15 protein-coding genes are annotated in these 17,234 nt (G+C 55.6%); 5 read left to right on the top strand and 10 right to left on the bottom strand.

The window, feature by feature from the left end:
* The first annotated feature begins 105 nt into the window (after window positions 1-105).
* On the top strand, window positions 106-1,488 hold the full coding sequence (locus tag ACTG27_RS07345; RefSeq protein WP_439979415.1) for an SLC13 family permease: 1,383 nt from the start codon (window positions 106-108) through the stop codon (window positions 1,486-1,488).
* 63 nt (window positions 1,489-1,551) lie between these two features.
* Here the strand turns inward: ACTG27_RS07345 and ACTG27_RS07350 are convergent, their stop codons facing one another.
* Both ACTG27_RS07350 and ACTG27_RS07355 read right to left on the bottom strand, forming a co-directional pair.
* Window positions 1,552-4,026 (bottom strand): glycogen/starch/alpha-glucan phosphorylase, encoded by a 2,475-nt coding sequence (locus ACTG27_RS07350; protein ID WP_005361122.1) that lies wholly within the window; start codon window positions 4,024-4,026, stop codon window positions 1,552-1,554.
* Between the two features lie 375 nt (window positions 4,027-4,401).
* Entirely contained in the window at window positions 4,402-4,599 is a 198-nt protein-coding gene (locus ACTG27_RS07355; RefSeq protein WP_127006571.1) for a DUF4250 domain-containing protein, read from the bottom strand.
* A 230-nt stretch (window positions 4,600-4,829) separates the two neighbouring features.
* Between ACTG27_RS07355 and ACTG27_RS07360 the strand changes: the two genes are divergently transcribed.
* The gene (locus tag ACTG27_RS07360) at window positions 4,830-5,315 is read left to right on the top strand and encodes a cell division inhibitor (protein WP_005333614.1); all 486 of its coding nucleotides are present in this window, start codon (window positions 4,830-4,832) and stop codon (window positions 5,313-5,315) included.
* Between the two features lie 160 nt (window positions 5,316-5,475).
* Here ACTG27_RS07360 and ACTG27_RS07365 read toward each other — a convergent pair whose 3' ends face one another.
* The 3 genes from ACTG27_RS07365 to sixA form a co-directional block, all read right to left on the bottom strand.
* Window positions 5,476-6,393, bottom strand: a complete 918-nt coding sequence (locus ACTG27_RS07365) for a DMT family transporter (RefSeq protein WP_127006572.1) — start codon at window positions 6,391-6,393, stop codon at window positions 5,476-5,478.
* 164 nt (window positions 6,394-6,557) lie between these two features.
* On the bottom strand, window positions 6,558-6,764 hold the full coding sequence (locus ACTG27_RS07370) for a DUF1107 domain-containing protein (protein WP_005336998.1): 207 nt from the start codon (window positions 6,762-6,764) through the stop codon (window positions 6,558-6,560).
* A gap of 133 nt (window positions 6,765-6,897) precedes the next feature.
* On the bottom strand, window positions 6,898-7,365 hold the full coding sequence (sixA, locus tag ACTG27_RS07375; protein ID WP_439979416.1) for a phosphohistidine phosphatase SixA: 468 nt from the start codon (window positions 7,363-7,365) through the stop codon (window positions 6,898-6,900).
* Window positions 7,366-7,527: 162 nt separating this feature from the next.
* Between sixA and ACTG27_RS07380 the strand changes: the two genes are divergently transcribed.
* Window positions 7,528-10,314, top strand: a complete 2,787-nt coding sequence (locus ACTG27_RS07380) for an insulinase family protein (protein WP_236352863.1) — start codon at window positions 7,528-7,530, stop codon at window positions 10,312-10,314.
* Window positions 10,315-10,645: 331 nt separating this feature from the next.
* On the opposite strand, the gene ACTG27_RS07385 is transcribed toward ACTG27_RS07380, so the two are convergent.
* Together ACTG27_RS07385 and ACTG27_RS07390 are read right to left on the bottom strand one after the other, a co-directional pair.
* Window positions 10,646-11,293, bottom strand: coding sequence for a thiopurine S-methyltransferase (locus ACTG27_RS07385; protein WP_139401688.1), 648 nt, complete (start codon window positions 11,291-11,293; stop codon window positions 10,646-10,648).
* A gap of 282 nt (window positions 11,294-11,575) precedes the next feature.
* Window positions 11,576-12,955, bottom strand: coding sequence for a leucine-rich repeat-containing protein kinase family protein (locus tag ACTG27_RS07390; RefSeq protein ID WP_439979417.1), 1,380 nt, complete (start codon window positions 12,953-12,955; stop codon window positions 11,576-11,578).
* Between the two features lie 308 nt (window positions 12,956-13,263).
* On the opposite strand from ACTG27_RS07390, the gene ACTG27_RS07395 reads away from it, so the two are divergent.
* A complete protein-coding gene (locus tag ACTG27_RS07395; protein WP_421333395.1) occupies window positions 13,264-14,028 on the top strand; it encodes an SDR family oxidoreductase in 765 nt (254 codons plus the stop codon).
* Window positions 14,029-14,079: 51 nt separating this feature from the next.
* Window positions 14,080-14,907: a bifunctional transcriptional activator/DNA repair enzyme AdaA gene (locus tag ACTG27_RS07400; RefSeq protein ID WP_439979418.1), complete on the top strand. Its 828-nt coding sequence runs from the start codon at window positions 14,080-14,082 to the stop codon at window positions 14,905-14,907.
* A gap of 327 nt (window positions 14,908-15,234) precedes the next feature.
* Here ACTG27_RS07400 and ACTG27_RS07405 read toward each other — a convergent pair whose 3' ends face one another.
* The 3 genes from ACTG27_RS07405 to ACTG27_RS07415 all read right to left on the bottom strand — a co-directional run bounded on the left by ACTG27_RS07405 (window position 15,235) and on the right by ACTG27_RS07415 (window position 17,132).
* Complete coding sequence (locus ACTG27_RS07405) at window positions 15,235-15,780, bottom strand: hypothetical protein (protein WP_439979419.1); 546 nt, start codon at window positions 15,778-15,780, stop codon at window positions 15,235-15,237.
* Between the two features lie 117 nt (window positions 15,781-15,897).
* Window positions 15,898-16,317, bottom strand: coding sequence for a hypothetical protein (locus ACTG27_RS07410; protein WP_439979420.1), 420 nt, complete (start codon window positions 16,315-16,317; stop codon window positions 15,898-15,900).
* Window positions 16,318-16,859: 542 nt separating this feature from the next.
* A complete protein-coding gene (locus ACTG27_RS07415; protein ID WP_042657913.1) occupies window positions 16,860-17,132 on the bottom strand; it encodes a hypothetical protein in 273 nt (90 codons plus the stop codon).
* Window positions 17,133-17,234 lie beyond the last annotated feature (102 nt).

Genomic DNA, 17,234 nt, shown 5'->3' on the forward strand with positions numbered 1-17,234 from the left:
TATGTGAGTAGAGGCTGATTTTCAACATGTGAGTCTGTTTCAAACAAGTGAATGGATGTAATCTCGGCAACACAAAAACAACCATAAATTAACCGAGAGAACATTATGCACACATCAGCTGTACCCTCTGCTCCATCTCGCTGGCTGGACATCAAATCAGGGATCGTCATCCTGGATGTTTTGCTACTTTGTGCCATGCTCGCCTGGCTCCCGTTTGACCCCATGGTCAACAAGGGGCTGGGCATTCTGGTCTTTATCGCCATCCTCTGGCTGACCGAAGCACTGCACGTCACCATCACCGCGCTGCTGGTGCCCTTGCTGGCTACCGTGCTCGGGGTGTTTGACATGAGCAAATCCCTCACCGATTTTGCCAACCCGATCCTGTTCCTCTTTTTTGGCGGTTTCGCCCTCGCGGCAGCCCTCTCAAAACAGGGACTGGATACCCTGATGGCAGGCAAGGTGATGCACCTGGCCAATGGTCATCTGGGTTGGGGCGTCATCCTGCTCTTTACCATCACAGCCGCCATGTCGATGTGGATCAGCAACACCGCTACCACCGCCATGATGCTGCCACTGGCGATCGGTATGCTGGCACGCCTCGATAGCAAAAAAGAGCGCGCCACCTTCGTCTTCGTATTGCTGGGGATCGCCTACAGCGCCAGTATCGGCGGCATCGGCACCCTGGTGGGTAGCCCACCCAACGCCATCGCAGCCGCCCAGATGGGGATTGGCTTCACTGACTGGATGAAATTCGGTGTTCCAGTTGTGCTGATCCTGATGCCCTGCGGCATTGCCCTGCTCTATCTGGTGACCCGCCCGCGTCTCAGCCACCGCGTCGAGATCCAGGATGTCACCATCAACTGGACCCGCGAGCGTAAAGTGACGCTGGCAATCTTCCTGACCACCGTTGTGCTCTGGATCGGATCACAACCCATCTCCAACGCCTTTGGCGGTATTCCGCAACTCGACACCCTGATTGCCATGGGCGCCATCGTGGCCATCGTGGTCAGCCGTGTCGCCAGCTGGGATGACGTCAACCAGAACACCGACTGGGGCGTGCTGATGCTGTTTGGCGGCGGTCTGACCCTGAGCGCCATTCTCAAGGCCACTGGTACCAGCGCATTCCTGGCCAGCCATCTGTCGGCCGTACTCTCCAACGCCAACATTTTTGTTGTGTTGCTTATGCTGGCCGCCTTCGTGGTGTACCTGACCGAGCTGGTCTCCAACACCGCCACCGCCGCACTGTTGGTTCCCCTGTTTGCCGGTGTCGCCGAGGCGCTGGGTGTATCACCTGTGGTGATGTCGGTGTTGATCGCTATCGGTGCCTCCTGTGCCTTTATGCTGCCAGTCGCCACGCCGCCCAATGCCATCGTCTTTGCCAGTGGCCACATCCGCCAGAGGGAGATGATGAAAGCCGGTATGGCTCTGAACGTGGTCTTTACCGTGTTGCTCGCCCTGCTGGCCTACTTCGTTGGCGATATCCTCTGATCCACCTCCCCCCAATAAACAAAAACCCCCGCATTGCGGGGGTTTTCTCATTTATGAATCCGATTAGCCGATGTTGCAGGCCTTCAGATCCCAGATCCGATCCACATAGTCCTGGATGGAACGGTCTGAGTTGAACTTACCCATGGTGGCCGAGTTGATGATGGCCTTCTTCGCCCACAGTGCAGGATCCCGATACCAAGTATCGATCAGCTTGTGTGCATCCGAGTAGGACTGGAAGTCCGCCAGGGTCAGGTAAGGGTCTCCCCCTTCCAGCAAGGAGCGCTTGATGGAGGCCAGCTCACCCGGACGACCCGGCGTGAAGTAGTCGGTATCAAACCAGTCCAGCACGGCTTTGAGCTCGGAGTTGGCATAGTAGAAGTCGTACGGGTTGTAACCGCGCGCCTTCAGCGACTTCACTTCGTCCACGTTCAGACCGAAGATGGCACAGTTTTCGGCACCCGCCTCTTCAGCGATCTCGATGTTGGCTCCATCCAGCGTCCCGATGGTGATTGCACCGTTGAGTGCCATCTTCATGTTGCCGGTACCGGATGCTTCATAACCTGCAGTGGAGATCTGCTCGGAGACATCTGCCGCCGGGATCAGCTTCTCGGCCAGACTCACGCGATAGTTCGGCATGAACACCACTTTCAGCTTGCCCTGGATACGAGCATCGTTATTGACCCGATCCGCCAGCTTGTTGATGGCATAGATGATGTCTTTGGCCAGCTTGTAACCGGGCGCCGCTTTGGAGCCGAAGATAAACACGCGCGGATGCATGTCATAGTCCGGGTTGGCCAGCAGACGACGATAGAGTGCCATGATGTGAATGAGGTTCAGTTGCTGGCGCTTGTACTCGTGCAGACGCTTGATCTGAACGTCAAAGATCGCCTCGGCACTGACATCGATACCGGTTTCGTCTTTGATGACCTTGACCAGCTTCTCTTTGTTGTGACGCTTGATGGTCATGAACTGCTGCTGGAACGCCTTGTCGTCGGCAAACTTCACCACGCCACGCAGTTTGTCCAGTTGCAGCGGCCACTCCTTGCCCACTACTTCGTTGTAGAGGCCAGCCAGTTCCGGGTTGCACGCCAGCAGCCAGCGACGCGGGGTCACCCCGTTGGTCACGTTGCACATTTTTTCCGGCCACAGCTCGGCATACTCGGGGAAGAGATCTTCCTTCACCAGCTTGGAGTGGATCTCGGCCACACCGTTCACTTTGGACGAACCGATCACGCACAGGTTGCCCATGCGAACCTTGCGCACATCTCCCTCTTCGATGATGGAGAGCTTGGCTTTGATAGCATCGTTGCCCGGCCACTTGGGCTCCACCAACTCGTTCAGGAAGCGGGCGTTGATCTCGTAAATCACCTCCAGATGGCGAGGCAGTACTTTCTCGAACAGGCTAACCGACCACTTCTCCAGCGCTTCCGGCAGCAGAGTGTGGTTGGTATAAGAGAAGACCTGATAGCAGATAGCCCAAGCGGCATCCCAGTTCAGATCTTCCTCGTCAACCAGCACCCGCATCAGTTCCGGGATGGCGACAGTCGGGTGAGTATCGTTGAGCTGAATGGCAATTTGCGCGGCAAAGTTGCTGAAGTCACTGCCATGGACCCGCTTGTAGCGGCGCATGATGTCCTTGATGGAGCAAGCACAGAAGAAGTACTGCTGGATCAGACGCAGCTCTTTACCTGCATCGGTCTCATCGTTCGGATACAGCACCTTGGAGATGGTCTCGGCCTGGGCTTTTTCAGCCTGGGAGTCGATATAACCACCAGCGTTGAACACATCCCAATCGAAAAACTCGGAGGCGCGGGATTCCCACAAACGCAGGATGTTGACGGTATGACCGCCAAAACCGACCACCGGAATATCCCAAGGCACCCCTTTAATCTTGCGACCGGCGTGCCATACCTTTTTCAGGCCGCCATTGTCACCAAACACGGTCTCGACGTAGCCATAGAGCGGCACTTCTTGCACCGACTCGGGACGGCAGATCTCCCAGGGGTTGCCATATTCACGCCAAGAGTCCGGACGCTCGATCTGGCGGCCATCCTGGATTTCCTGACGGAACAGACCGTGTTCGTAGTGGATACCGTAACCAACCGCCGGATAGTTCAGAGTGGCCAGCGAGTCAATAAAGCAGGCAGCCAGACGACCCAGGCCGCCGTTGCCAAGTGCCATGTCCGGCTCTTGTTCGCACAGGTCGGTCAGTTCCAGACCGAGTTCGCCCAGCGCCTCTTCGCAAGTCTTGTAGAGTGAGAGGTTGTGCAGGTTGTTGGAAGTCAATCGTCCCATCAGGAATTCAGCAGAGAGATAGTGAATCGCACGAGTATCTTTCTTGAAATGAGTCTGCTGAGTGCGGGTCAGGCGCTCGTACACCTGTTCATTGACAGCCGCAGCTGTGGCTTTCCACCACGCTTCGGGAGAGGCTTTCTGTTCGCTTGTTCCCAAGGTAGAACGCAGGTGACGCACGATACTCGCCTTGAGCTGATCTTTATCCAGTTGGAGATCCTGGTCTGTCTTCTTCTTGGTAGCCATAAACCATATTCCTTCGTTACAAATAAAATTGTTATCCCGCTTGCGGGACCGGCGCTGTTGTTATCTCAAAATATGTACCGGCGTGAGAATACTAACTAAAGCGGCAGAATTAAAAGTTAACGCAAGTCACACTTTAACCGATAAAAACAGCCTGAAAAGCTTGAAAACCCTTTCCTTTAATTGATCGAGCAAAAACAAATATTCTCTTTATTATCAGTAACTTAATGAAATAATAAAAATATTCTGGCATGAATAGGTTTTCAGAGATTGCCAAGCCTTGAAAATCCCTGAAAATAGGCAGCAAGACGGCACATTGAAACCGGTTTCAATGTGCCTGAAAAATTACCGTATAAATATGAAGCAATCATTGCACCCTTAAAGATGTGCTTTGAACTGATTACTCAATGGATCGTAATGGTACCCAATCTGATCCAGACGTCCTGCCAACTGCTCTTCACTCATATTGTAATAGGCCAGCAGCTCCTCCAACCCGTCACACTCAAGCCTTAGCTTCTCATTGATGATGCCCAGCAAGATGTTGGCATCAAGACGTTGCAAGGTACTGATATCCATGGCGGCACCTCCTGTAAATGACCTGTATAACCATGGGCGGTTACGCAAGGTTTGTCCATAGTACGAAAAACACCCAACCAGCTTTGTATTAAATAGTGTTTAAAAACATAACCTTACTAACGACACATGCCAACACCATCACATTTTTCAGCAAAAACACCTTGTCACTGCCACAGGATAGAACTACTGTATGCACATACAGCTTGGATATTCATACAGGAACCCCATATATGAACCAGCCCCTGCACTCACTGCCCTTTGCGATGAATCGTGTCATGAGCAAGCCCTGGCCAACCAGAACCGCCTGCAAAGCGGAGCTGGCTCATTATGGTGTGACTATCCAGTCTGATGATCAGTTTCTGAGCGAGCTGACAAAGCTTGGGGAGGCTCATACCGGCTGGATCTTGTTGATCGCCCCGCCGGGACGCCCCACAGTCAGCCGTCTGGAAGAGCGAGGTATCGATCCCAAGAGAGTGCTGGTGGTACATAGCCCCAAAATCAAGAACTGGCAGCAAACCCTAGAGCGCAGTCTGGGCAATGGTCACTGCGCCGCCGTATTTACCTGGCTACCCGAGCAGATCGAGCTGGATCACGTCAAGCTGCAGCGACTGGGACAGCAATCTGGCGTACTCACCCGCTTCTTTGGCGCGAAACGGACTAACCTCGGCACACCTCTGCTGGCCTATGCAGAGCAAGATATTTATCTAAATCACTAAGTTAAAATTTGGCCCATTCTTGGGCATGGCTGCAACGACAAAGCCATTGCCATCATTACTCAGTAAAATCCTAGCAAAATAAAAAGCGCCTACATTGCTGCAGGCGCTTTTCATTGGCAGCCAAGCGGGCCATTGGGCCTACTTACACCTTCACGCAAGATTACTCTTCGGGACAGGGTGCCAGCACCACCCGGCGGCGACCCATCACCACCGGACGCACCAGCAGCTGTGCCAGCAAGACACCCAGCAGGGTCAGCCCACCCCCGATCAGGTGATAGCTGGTTAACCGCTCACCCAGCAGGGTGATGGCAAGGCCAGCCGTCATCACCGGCAGCAGGTTCATAAAGATGGCGGTACGGTTGGCACCGAGCAGAGCGATACCCTGCATCCAGAGCCAGGGCGAGAGTGCCGAAGTGGGGATACCGGCATAGAGGATCAGCCACAGGGCCCGACCATCCGGCCACTGGCCATCCACCAGCAAAAAGAATGGGGTCAGGATCACCACACTGCAGATCACCTGACCGTAGAGCAGCGACCAGTTGTCGAGCCCCAGATCCCACTTCTTGAGCAGCACGCTGTAAAGGGCATAAGTACCGGCCGAAATCAGCATATAGACAGAGCCGATATGAATGCCTTGGGTAAACAGCCGGGTCGGATCCCCCTGCCCCAGCAAGATAGACAAGCCAAGGATAGAGAGCAGCGCCCCCAACACGGCGCCCCAGGTGGGCCGCTCGCGCAGCAGCCAGATGCTGAACAACACGGTCAGCAGCGGCGTCAGTCCCATCATCAACCCCATCTCTGTGGCCCCCAACGTTTGCGCCGCGTAGTACCCAAAAGTCTGGTTGAGCACCATGCCCAGCGAAGCCAGCATGGCGATCTGCCAACAGCCGGCGCGCAAGCGGGCACGCATACGCCATACCCGACGGGCCAGAAACGGACTTAATACCAGCGCAGCCACCACCCAGCGCGACCAGGCCAAGGCTGCCGGGGACAACACACCAACCGCCAGTTTGCTGACGATGCCATTGCCAGCCCAGATGGCAATGCAGGAGAAGGGAAACAGAAAGGCAAGGGGCATGAGAGGATCCAGACCGAAGAGACAACAGCGGGCCAGTATAGGGGGCGATGGGAGAGAAACAAAGGTGTGGGCCTAAACAGCCACATGGTGAACGCCAGTCGCCAGAAACAAATATGCCCGCAAAAGTGCGGGCATATCAGTGCAGAAACAGGTTCAGAAGCGCATCACGCGGCATCCATGTGCAGTCTGGAGATCAGCTCGTTGACCTCGGTGACTGTCTGGCGGTGGGGAATATCCGCCGGATTCGGCATCAGCAACAAACCGGATTGGAAATCAAACCGCCCCCGACCATGGATGTAAATCCGACCTTTAAAGAAGGTTTTGACATGCTTTGCCACCATCAGTGGCAGGTACTTCTTGAACACTCTCATCGTTTGCAACCTCTTGCAGTTGTATCCGTATGACAGCAGCTTCTGCGAATTAATTCCGTAAAGTATTTATAAAAATCCGGAAAAATCGCCCATCTCTTCCCAAAAAATTCAATCTATAACTTTTTATTAACTTTTAGCCTATTGTATGCGGCCCTTCGAGCCAGAGCAAGGCTCCTTTGCCATCGTGCCACTCGATACAAGCGATCCCCGAGGTAGCGAACATGGGTGCTCCTGCGGCCGGGCAGAGGCTTTGCACCAGATAACCCACCAGCGGCAGATGGCTGACCATCAGGATCTGGTCATGTTGCTGTGCCAGGGTGGTGAGGTAGCTGGCCACGAAAGCGGGATCACCGTAAGGGGTAATGTCGCCACTCTCTTCAACGGCTGCTGCGTCAGGTAATTCACTGCATATGGCTTGCCAGGTCTGTCGTGCCCGCAGATAGTTGCTGTGGATCACCCGATCCAGCGGGCCAATCAGCTGAGGCGCCAGCCAGCGGGCCATCTGGATAGACTCTTCAATACCCTGCTCGGTCAATGGACGCTGTTCATCTGTTTTCGCATTCATGCCAGCCTGGCCATGACGCATGATATAGATATTCATTACAACCTCGCCCAACGGGCCTGTTTTGATAGCCGGGGGATCTTACCCCGCCACGGGTGTGGAAACAATTGCGCTACCTCTCAGAAAAGGGTTTGCCTGACGGGATAGCGGGGTCGATAATCATGTTTAAATTCAAATAAATCCAACGTGAGTCACACGCCAATGAGCCCATATGCCAGTCCCAATGACCATCGGCAATACCATTTTCTGGAGCTGGCCAACCGGCTCAGGGTCTTGTTGATTTGTGATCCCGACACAGACAAATCCGCCGCCTCGCTGGCGGTCAATACCGGCCATTTTGACGATCCCGCCGACCGGCAGGGAATGGCCCATTTTCTGGAGCACATGCTGTTTCTCGGCACCTGCACCTACCCCAAGCCTGGTGAGTACCAGCAATTTATGAGCCGTCATGGCGGCAGCAACAACGCCTGGACCGGCACCGAATTCACCAACTTCTTCTTCGAGATCGACAACGGCTTCTTCGAAGCAGGGCTGGATCGCTTCTCCCAGTTCTTTATCTGCCCCACCTTTGATCCGGAGTGGGTGGACAAGGAGCGCAACGCGGTCGACTCCGAGTATCGCCTCAAGCTGCAGGATGACATGCGCCGCAGCTATCAGGTGCATAAAGAGACGGTCAACCCGGCACACCCCTTCTCCAAGTTCTCGGTGGGCAACCTCGATACCCTGGCCGATCTGCCGGGGCGGGATCTGCGCTCCGACCTTATCCGTTTTTACGAAAGCCACTACAGCGCGGATCGCATGGCGCTGGTGATGATCTCGCCGGAATCCATCGATACCCAGTTGCAGTGGTGCTGTCGCTACTTTGCTCCCATTTTGAATCGCAATTTGGGAACCCCGACCCTCACCATGCCGCTCTACCGGCTCGACGATCTCGGCGTGCGCATCCACATCAATCCGGTCAAGGAGACCCGCAAGCTGTCGCTCAGCTTCCCCTTGCCCAATGTGGACGAGTTTTACGACAAAAAGCCCCTCACCTTCCTGAGCCATCTGATCGGTTATGAGGGGGATGGCAGCCTGCTCTCCCTGCTCAAGGCGAAAGGCTGGGTCAACCAGCTCTCGGCGGGCGGTGGCATAAGCGGCGCCAACTTCAAGGATTTTGGCGTCAACTTCGGCCTCACCCCTCTGGGCCTTGAACATGTGGATGACATCCTCGCCGCCCTGTTTGGCTATCTGAAACTGATTGGCCGCGAAGGGCTGCAGAGCTGGCGCTACGACGAAAAACGGACCGTGCTCGAATCGGCGTTCCGTTTTCAGGAGCGCGGCCGCCCCCTCGATACGGTGTCGGGGCTGGTGCTCAACCTCTTTAGCTACAAACCTGAGGATCTGCTCTACGGCGACTACATGATGCGCGAATATGACGAGGGGCTGATCCGCCGCTTCCTCGCCAAGCTCACCCCGCACAACCTGCGTATCACCATCACTGCGCCGGAAGTGGCGACCGATCGGCTGGCCCGCTGGTATCAGACCCCCTACAGCGTGGCGACCATTACCGAGGCCGAGAAAATTCGCTGGCAGCAGAGCGAGCCGGATCCGGCACTGGCGCTACCCAAGCCCAACCCCTTTATCAGCAGTAGGCTCGATCCGCGCACGCCCGAGCTTGCCGCCAACATGCCCGCCTGTCTTATCGATCGCCCCGGTTTTCGCCTCTGGCACCTTCATGAGCACCTGTTCAGCGTGCCCAAGGGCAATCTCTATATCTCCATCGACAGCGAACATGCGGTCAAAAATCCGCGCAATATCGCCATGGCGCGCCTCGCCGTGGAGCTGTTGGCAGACCACCTCAACGCCCTCACCTATCCGGCGGAGCTGGCGGGGCTGGGCTACCAGATCTATGCCCATCAGGGGGGCTTTACCATCAACCTGAGCGGCTTTGCCGACAAGCAGCCGCTGTTGCTCGACATGATCCTCGGCAACCGCACCCTGGGCTATCCGGATCCGGGTCGCTTCGCCGAGATCAAGGAGCAGCTCATCCGCAACTGGGACAACCAGTCCAAGGCGCGCCCCATCTCCCAGCTCTTTAACCAGCTCACCAGCCTGTTGCAGCCGAACAACCCGCCGTTCGAGCAGTTGCTGCGCCACCTGCGCACCGTCGAGCTGGAGGAGATGCCCGGCTTCGTGGCCCAACTGTTTGGCGAGGTGCATGTCGAGGCGCTGGTACACGGCGACTGGACTGCCGCCGAAGCGCTGGAGCTGGCCGCTCTGATGGAGCGTCACCTGAGCGATATCAATGGCACCAGCAGCAAGCCGAGCGGCGAGACCCGCCGCCCGCTCATCTCCATTCAGGACAGGGGCACCCTTATTCGCGAGCAGGGTTGCGATCACGAGGACTCGGCACTGCTGGTCTACTACCAGTCCCGCACCACCCGGGCGCGGGATCTCGCCTGCTTCACTCTGGCAAACCACATCATGTCCTCCACCTTCTTCCACGAGCTGCGCACCCGCCAGCAACTGGGGTATGTGGTGGGCGCCGGTAACCTGCCCCTCAATCGCCATCCGGGCCTGATCTTCTATATCCAGTCGCCGGTGGCGGGGCCGCAGATCCTGCTCGATGCGGTGGAGGAGTTTATCGACCTCTTCCCACTGGCCATGCTCGAATTTACCGAGCAGCAATGGCAAGAGAGCAAGGCGGGGCTGCAAGCGCAGCTCAGTGAGCGGGATGCCAACCTGCGCAGTCGCGGCCAGCGGCTGTGGGTCAGCATCGGCAACAAAGATCTGGGGTTTGATCAGCGCGAAAGAGTCTGCGACGAGGTGGGCAAGTTGAGCCGCGCCGATCTGGTGCGCTTTATCACCCAACTGCGATCGCGCACCTCCGATCGGCTGATCCTCTGCAGCTATGGTCAGGGGCACGAACATGACGAGCGGATCACCGGCCAGTTTATCGATGATCCACGGGCATTTCGGCTCAATGCCGCCACCTTCGAGGCCTGATCAGGCCTCGACATCCCCCGTTTTTCCTGCCCACGGCAAATCGCAGGCAATAAAAAGCCGACCCATCAGGGTCGGCTGGAAAAACCATAACAATTGCGACCAAAGCCGCCAAAAGTGAACATGAGCGTGAAAATCAGACACTGAGTTGCTGATCAGCAAGCGGGAAAGACCCGATACTCGCTTTGCAATGCCAACAGTGATTGAGAAACAGCCTCATATTAGGCACTCCCCCCGTCAGTCACGTTGATCTACGTCAAAGGAGGTAGCGAAGAGCTTGCAACCCGATGATTTGTCGGCGCAGATCACCCTTTGGCCGCCCGCTAGCTGCCCGTTAACCCCGGCGAACCAGTCGGTAGGCCACCTCATCGAAGTAGGAGAGCTGACCCGACAGCACCCGCGGGTGATCCACCTCGGCGGCGCGCCCCAGCACCTCAATACGAAAATCGCGCTCGAACAGGGCTCGCACCTCCATCTCACCCACCGAGAAGGGGGGCTGACTCTGCTGCTCAGGCTGATATTCAAGGGTCACCAGCAGGATCTGGCCACCGGTCTCGACCAGCGAACTGATCAGGGCTGCATACTGGCGGCGCATCGCGGTCGGCAGGGCGATCAGCGCCGCGCGATCATAGACCAGCCGGTAACGGCGACCCAGACTGGGGGCGGCGAAAAAATCCCCCTGAAAAATGCGCAGGCTGTCCACCTGATGGCACTGATAAGGGCCCACTTCGCTCACGGTCGCGGCGAGCTGGTTTTCACTGAAGAACTGGCTGACGGCAAGGCTCGATAGCTCGAAACCGTCGACCGGATGACCCTGAGCGCTCAGCCAGAGCATGTCGCGGGATTTGCCGCACAGGGGAACCAGCACCGGCTCGTCCGCTTGCTGGGCCGACCACCAGGATTGCAGCCAGTAGTTGAAGTCCGCCTGATGAAAGCCAATCCGGTTCTCTTCCCAACGCTGATGCCAAAACGCAGCTTCCATCGTTATTACCCTTCTGTAGTAAAGATGCCTCAATATCACAACTTAACCGGCACCGCGCAACCCTCTGCCCTCCCCTTTTTGCCGCGCAGCCTCTGCGTGTTATCGGGCGAATGACGGGACGCCCCCTTGCCGTGCGCCTAGCTGTCGCAATGGGCGCTATTGGCTGTGTTTATGACGGACAAGACATACCAACCCATGCAAATACGTCATGCATTGATAGCCATTAATGAAAGAAGGGAATGACGTTGGCAGGACAAAACGTGCCCGCCAACGCCAGAAAGATCACGACAGCGTGGCGCGAGCGGCCGCCAGCTGGCACTCGATATAAGCAAAATCGGGGCGTTCGGCGGGGAGTTCCGAGAGGCAGGCCGCTTTGAGCTGATGCAACCCATCAAGCGGTGAGTCTTGCGTATCGCAATGGGCCAGCAGCTCCTCCAGCAGGCAACCAAAGGCACGCACTTCCAGTCGCTCAAGGCCCAGCGCCCGCTCGCGGTCGCTGCGGTCGCTGCGGTCATATAAAGAAGCCGCACCAAAATCCCCCAGCAGGGCGCGAGCCGGTGCGTCAGACCCACGGGCAAACAGAATATTGTGGCCGTAGAGATCCCCGTGCATGATGCCCGCGCGGTGCAGATGGCCCGCCACCGAGGCGATGCCGTGGGCCATCGCCAGCGCATCCGGCACACTCAGATGCAGCCCCTCGGGATAGACATCCCGGGTGCAGGAGTCCAGGCTAGGCGGCCCGGCCAGATTGGCAAAGGCCGGGTCGATCAGCTCCATCACCAGCGCCGGAATACCGGAGGGGTGATCCGCCACCTTGCCTATCACCTTGATAAGGTTGGGATGAGTGCCCGCCGCCAGCGACGCCGCCATTTCACAGCGAGGCAGCCCATCGCTGGTCACCGCCCCCTTGAACAGCTTGACCGCCACCTGACTGGCATCGGTTCTGCCGCTGGCCTGAGTCACTTCATCAGCAGGATTGCCCACAAGGGTGGCGCGATGGATAACGCCGGATGCTCCCTGCCCCAGCAGCTCGCCCAGCGCCAGCCTCTCCCAGGCAAGGGGAGCGACATGGGCATCATCGATGACCCGCGCCTCCGCCCCTTCGCTAAAGGGGTTGCCGGAGTAGGCAAGCCATGAAAGGCGAGGCAGCGAGAGCAGCCACTCGGGGAAGCATTCGATGCGGTTGGCGGCGATACGCAACAACTCAAGATTGCGGCAATTGGCAAGGCTGGCGGGCAACTCGCGCAGGCGGTTGCCCGCCAGCATCAACTTTTGCAGGGCGTCGCACTGGCCCAGCTCATCAGGTAACTGCTCAATTGCGTTATCGGTCAGGATCAGCCAGCGCAAACCGGCGGGCAGCGCCTTGGCCGAGACGGTAGCAATCTGGTTGGCCTTAAAACCCACCATGGTGAGCGCCGGACAGCGCCCCAGTACCTCGGGCAGCGCGGTAAAGCGGTTCTCGGAGCAGAAGATGATGCGCAGTTTGCCAAACCCGGCCAGCTCGTCCGAGAGCGCGCTTAGCTGGTTGCCGGTGAGATCCAGCACCTCCAGCGTCTCTTTCAGGCTCAAAATCTCGCTGGGAAACTCCGTCAGATTTTCAGAGAGCTTCAAATGGCGGGCACCGCACAGTTCACCTGCGCGCAGCTGTTCCAGAGTATGCATAACCGTTTCTCAATCCTGATGATCTGTCTGATGGTGTAGCCAGCCATCAGCGCGCCGAACCCGGGTCCGGCGATTTTAAAGGGGGGCATTATAAAGAATTCGGGGCTCAGTTCTCCCCTTTTGTTGCCACGAAGGCCTGTATCGACATGTAGCAAAACGACTTGGGAACAAAGAGAGCAAGATTCGGGTCGTTCCAGCGAGGAGTGGTTGCCATAGTGGGGGCCAAACCCAAGTCGGTTGGATCCAACCCACAGCCAACCCTGTGTACCACTTAGCAGGCGCACAACACACTCAGCGAGGGAACTGCCATGTCATTACTGTCCAACAAGGTCGCCATCATCACCGGCGCCAGCTCCGGCATCGGTCGCGCCAGCGCCATCCTGTTTGCCCGCGAAGGGGCCAGCGTCGTCGTCGGCGCCCGCCGCCAGCCCGAACTGGATCTACTGGTGGAGGAGATCCGCCACGAGGGGGGCCAGGCGGTGAGTCTGGCGGGAGATGTGAAAAGCGAGAGTTACGCCCGCGACCTTGTTGATCTCGCGCTAACCCGTTTCGGCGGGCTCGATATCGCCTTCAACAACGCAGGTACCACAGGCACGCCGGGCAGCATAGAGGAGCTTGAGCTGACGCAGTGGCAGGAAACGCTGGATACCAACCTCACCAGCGCCTTTGTGGGAGCCAAGTACCAGATCCCCGCCATGCAGGCGCGCGGCGGCGGCTCGCTTATTTTTACCTCTACCTTTGTCGGCCATACCCTGGGGCTGCCCGGCATGGCGGCCTATGCGGCGAGCAAGGCGGGCCTCATCGGTCTGACCCGGGTGCTGGCTGCCGAGTATGGGGCACAAGGGGTGCGGGTCAACGCCCTGCTGCCGGGGGGTACCGACACACCCATGGGGCGGGCTTTTGCCAATACGCCAGAGAGCCTCGCCTTTGTGCAGAATATGCATGCCCTCAAACGGCTGGCCCAACCGGAGGAGATCGCCCGTTCGGCCCTCTACCTCGCGTCCGATGCATCCAGCTTTACCACCGGCATTGCCCTGCTGGCCGATGGTGGGGTATCAATTTGTCGCACATGACGTTGTCGCCCCCCACACCCTGCGACCGCAACCTTATCGTGAGAGCGCCTTATGTCTGATTACGCCCGCATCGCCGATGCCATCCGTTTTATCGCAAGTCAGGTGGAGCGCCAGCCCACTCTGGACGAGGTAGCGGCGCACGTTCACTTAAGTCCCTTCCACTTCCAGCGGCTGTTCAGCCGCTGGGCCGGAGTGACGCCCAAACGCTATCTGCAGGTGCTGACCCTGGAGCGGGCCAAGGCGCTGCTGCAGGAGTCGCGTCCGCTGCTTGAGGTGGCCGATACCCTAGGCCTTAGCAGCGGCTCGCGGCTCTACGATCACTTCGTGCAGCTCGAAGCGGTAACGCCGGGCGAGTACAAACAGCGCGGGGCCGGGCTGGTTATCGATCACGGGGTGCACGACACCCCCTTTGGTCAGGCATTCGTCGCCCTGACCCAGCGGGGGGTGTGCAACTTCTCGTTTCTCGATGAAAAGGCCCCAGAGGTGCCGCTGGCCGCCCTCGCCCATAACTGGCCCGAGGCAGAGCTTAGGGAGGCGCCATCACGCACCCAGAACGTCATCAACACCATGTTCGATGGCAGCAAGGCGCCGGATCGCCCCATCTCCTTGCACGTGAGCGGCACCAATTTTCAGATCAGCGTCTGGCGGGCGCTGCTGCAGATCCCGCCCGCCAAGGTGGTGAGCTACGCCCAGGTAGCGAGCGCCGTCGGCAATCCCAAAGCCGCGCGCGCCGTGGGACTGGCGGTGGGCGCCAACCCCGTCGCCTTGATGATCCCCTGCCACCGGGTCATCCAGCAAAACGGCAAACTCGGCGGCTATCACTGGGGCGAGACCCGTAAACAGGCGATCCACGCCTGGGAAGCGGCGAGGTATGAGTGAAGGTGGCTTTTTCTGCCCGCCTGATGAGGAAAACAGGAATCTTGGTAGTGAGTCAGCAAACAATCAGGCAGCGCCAGACAGCGTGTGGCGATATAAAACGGGGACATAAGAAGAATCGGGGCGCAGAGCGCCCCTTTTGGTGCTTTGGCAAGGCTCAGCCCCCCCAGCGAATTGACGAAGAGACGTAGGGTGCAATAAGCGCAGCGCATTGCACAGTTTGCCGAGTGGCTTTTGTGTAAAACAACAGAAAGCAAAATAGCGGTGCAATTCCATTGCACCCTACGGGGTGGGCTGTCACCTAATGTGTAAATTTATCACCGAGCTAAATCACAAGCCGCTAATAATATATTTTTTTGCCTCATCTCTTTTGTCATAGGCACTCATTTTAGATGAGATTTTAATCGCTTCTTCAACATCACCAGATAGCACTAATGACTTTAGTATTTTCATGTAATTATCATCACGTTTTTCATAAGTCGACAATTGCTCTGCAATTTTCAATGCTGAATCATGGTTTTTGTTACATAGATAATCATCAATTAATTGCGTATAAACTGAATCACGTTTGTCATAGGTAGATAGAGTTCTTGCAAGAGAGAACTTATTTTCAAGTATTTTTACATCTTTGCAAGTAGATCTATCCATACTATCCAAGCCACTACCACGAGAGCTTTTAAAATCACCTTGTGGGGCCGATTCAATGTTGGGTAATTTAGCTTCTCGAACTCGATTTTCACTAATTTTTGGCTCATCAATAGAAACTAAATTATCTTTATCTGACGTATTAGGGAAAAACTGAAAATATCCAGTAAGTAGTACTCCAGATATACCAGCTATCCATGATGCAACTTCCAAAGGATTATTTTTACTCATAATTACTCAATCATGCCTTAATAATCAAGTGTGAAGCTATACAGCTCCATGCTCATATAGGAAAAATCACCGAGTAAGAGCTTCGAATATCGAAGATACTGATTAAAAAGCTCATTGCTAGCCGCAATAAACATATCTACGGCAACTCCAATCTGGATCAATCTTTTTCTTCACGTATATCAAATTTAAATTTGGGTAGAGTTCTTCAAGCAAGTATTTCTCATCTGAAATAACCGCCTTAGAAAGCCATCTATGAATTGTATCCATCAGCTGCCCATATTCATGATAGAAAATTCTTAGATCGAATGTGTATATTAATGCATGTTCGGAAACCAAATCTAAAACCTGAGCGATTCTATCTATAGCACCATCATCGGGCGAACCTTCTGCATACAAAACTGAAAATGGGGTTTGAAGCCCATCCTCGGAAACAAAATGGCCAACCTTTGCACCAGAAGACTCAGACGAAGCATTGAATAACTTAACCCACTGCTCAAAATCCTGTGCAGTTATAGTATCTCGGAAAAGCTGAATCATACGAAAACTATTCTCTAATCTGCGCTGATTCTGCCCCGAGAATAGGTCAGTAAGGCCATAACCCCACCAATTACACCTAGTCCAAACATCAACCAATTACGAATCTCTGCAACCAATAATATATCCATACTTAGTTCTTCTAGAATTAATTAGATGAAAGCCAGCTCCAGTTATATTTTCAGAGCTTTTTTAATAGCCCTACTTAAAATATATAATCACAAAAACTCATTCAAAAAAAAATAAACTCACCAATCTTTTTCTTGCATCTTATGCATATTTCATGAGCTCCTTTTCATCTGCAATTCTTCTCGGGTATCACATACCAGTCAACCCGAAAAGATAGTTGCCAAACGAAGTGATTAATGAGCGAAATGAAGCACAATAATATTAACAAATTGAATAATAAACAGCAATACTGATCACATACCAGAGGTGCCGGACCGTAGATAAAGAAAAGACGCCCTAAGGCGTCTTTCTTATTGCTGGAGTCTGGAGCAAACCGGTTGAGAGCTTTCCCCTCCCCGCCGTGCCCCACCACCAAATCAGATCGGGGTAATGGAGGTGATATGGGCATCTCCGTCCAGTGATTTGAAGATCTGTACCACGGCTTCGCCATGGATCGGTTTGGCAAGCGGCACAGTGCTCTTGCACTTGAAGCGGTAGTTGGTGCCAGCCACCACCTGGGTGGCGACTTCAAAGGGTACATACTGCACCCCGACAAATCCTTTCAGCGCCTGATCAAATACCGCCTGATCCTCGGCGGTCAGCTTGTGATATGCGGTCCATCCACCCACCAACACTGCTTGTTCTGACATATCAAACTCTCCGTGCTCTATGATCCCGACTCGTTTGGCCGTTCGGGCTGCGCCCCGTTGATTCAAGTGGTTTCCGGTCTCCACCGGGGTGTCATCACTGCC

The sequence above is a fragment of the Aeromonas sp. 97A genome, from assembly GCF_051919185.1.
GTDB lineage: Bacteria > Pseudomonadota > Gammaproteobacteria > Enterobacterales > Aeromonadaceae > Aeromonas > Aeromonas veronii.